The sequence below is a fragment of the Streptomyces specialis genome, from assembly GCF_001493375.1.
GTDB lineage: Bacteria > Actinomycetota > Actinomycetes > Streptomycetales > Streptomycetaceae > Streptomyces > Streptomyces specialis.
In genome coordinates, this window is sequence record NZ_LN929854.1 from 1 (window position 1) to 1,785 (window position 1,785).

2 protein-coding genes are annotated in these 1,785 nt (G+C 73.8%); both read left to right on the top strand.

The window, feature by feature from the left end; genetic code table 11:
- On the top strand, positions 1-915 hold a 915-nt coding region (locus tag BN2279_RS09515; RefSeq protein WP_159037172.1), incomplete at its 5' end, for an alpha/beta fold hydrolase.
- A gap of 59 nt (positions 916-974) precedes the next feature.
- Positions 975-1,727, top strand: coding sequence for a thioesterase II family protein (locus tag BN2279_RS09520; RefSeq protein ID WP_059008292.1), 753 nt, complete (start codon positions 975-977; stop codon positions 1,725-1,727).
- Positions 1,728-1,785 lie beyond the last annotated feature (58 nt).

The following is a 1,785-nucleotide window of genomic DNA, read 5'->3' on the forward strand; positions in this document are numbered from 1 at the left end:
ACCCTGCTCGCCGAGCACCAACCCGCCACGCCCGGCCGCACCCCCGACGACCCGGCGGCCCCCGACACCCTCACCGCCCTCTACCTCAGCGCCAACGAGAGCGGCCAGTTCGGCGCCGCCCTCGACATGGTGCGCAGCGCCTCCCGCCTGCGCCCCACGTTCCGCACGGCCGGAGAGATCGACGGCCTGCTCACCCCCGTCCGGCTGGCCCGGGGCGAGAACGGCGACGGGACCCAACTGGTCTGCCTCGCCGGATACATGGCGCCCTCGGGAGCCCACCACTACGCCCGCTTCGCCGCCGCGTTCGGGCAGACGCGCACCATCCGCGCGCTGCGCCTGCCCGGCTTCGCGCCCGGCGAGCCGATCCCCGCCGACGTGGACGCGCTGACGCAAGCCCTGGCCGCGGCCATCACCCGGCACGCCACTCCCGGCGAACGGACCGTGCTCGCCGGGTACTCGGCCGGCGGCTGGGTCGCCCGCGCCACCGCGGAACGGCTCGCGGACCTCGGGGACCCGGCCGCCGGAGTCGTCATGATCGACTCCTTCAGCCGGAGCGTGCCGATGGGGGAGCGGTACGCCTCCGCCGCCGTCCGGGGCCAGACCGACCGGTTTGACTTCGTCACCGGCCTGGGCACCCAGCTCACCGCCATGGGCGGATATCTGCGCGCCTTCGACGCGTTCACGCCCCGGGCGCTCGCCGCGCCCACCCTCGCCGTCCGGGCCGCCGAGTGGATGCCGTCCGAGGCCGGCGGCGCCGACGACCGGCCACCACCACCCGAATGCGCCGACATGGTTCTCGAAGTACCTGGGGATCACTACTCGTTGCTGGAAGTACACGCACCCACGACCGCCGCCGCCGTCGATGCCTGGCTCGCCCGGCTCGACAACGGCGAGACTCCGACCCGAGATTGCTGACCACCGAAGTCCCGGACCCCGGCACCGGGTACAGCGCCCGAGAGGAACAGCGACCCGCCATGACCCACGACAACACCCAGTGGATCCGCCGCTACAACCCCCGCGGGGACGCCGCCGTACGCCTGGTCTGCCTGCCCCACGCGGGCGGCTCCGCCAGCTACTTCCTGCCCGTCGCCCGCGCCATGCCCGCGGGGATCGACGTGCTGGCCGTCCAATACCCCGGCCGCCAGGACCGGTTGCGCGAGCCGTCGCTCGAAACGATCCCGGACCTCGCCGACGCGGTGTTCACCGCCCTGCTGCCCTGGGCCGATCGGCCCCTCGCGTTCTTCGGGCACAGCATGGGCGCCGCCATCGCGTACGAAGTCGCCCGCCGCTTCGAACGGGAGAAGGGCCTGACCGCCGCCGCGCTCTTCGCGTCGGGCCGCCGCGCCCCGTCCACCCACCGCGTCGAGACCGTGCATCTCCGCGACGACAACGGCCTGATGGAGGACGTCAGGCTGCTCAGCGGCACGGACGCCGCCGTCCTGGCCGACGAGGAGATGCTGAGCATGGTGCTGCCCGCCATCCGCGTGGACTACCGGGCGATCGAGACCTACGTCCCCGAGCCGGGGCCCGCGCTCCACTGCCCCGTCCACGTCCTGGTGGGCGACGCCGACCCCAAGGTGACCGTCGAGGAGGCGGCGGCCTGGCGCGCGGCGACCGAAGGGCCGTTCGAGCTGAAGGTCTACCCCGGCGGGCACTTCTACCTCGTGGACCACCAGGCCGACGTCCTGCACCGGATAGCCGACGCCCTGCTCGCCCCGCCGACGTGAGACCCCCGCACGCGAAAGGCTCCCCTGTCTCCTACACCACTCCGCCGCTCCCGACCGA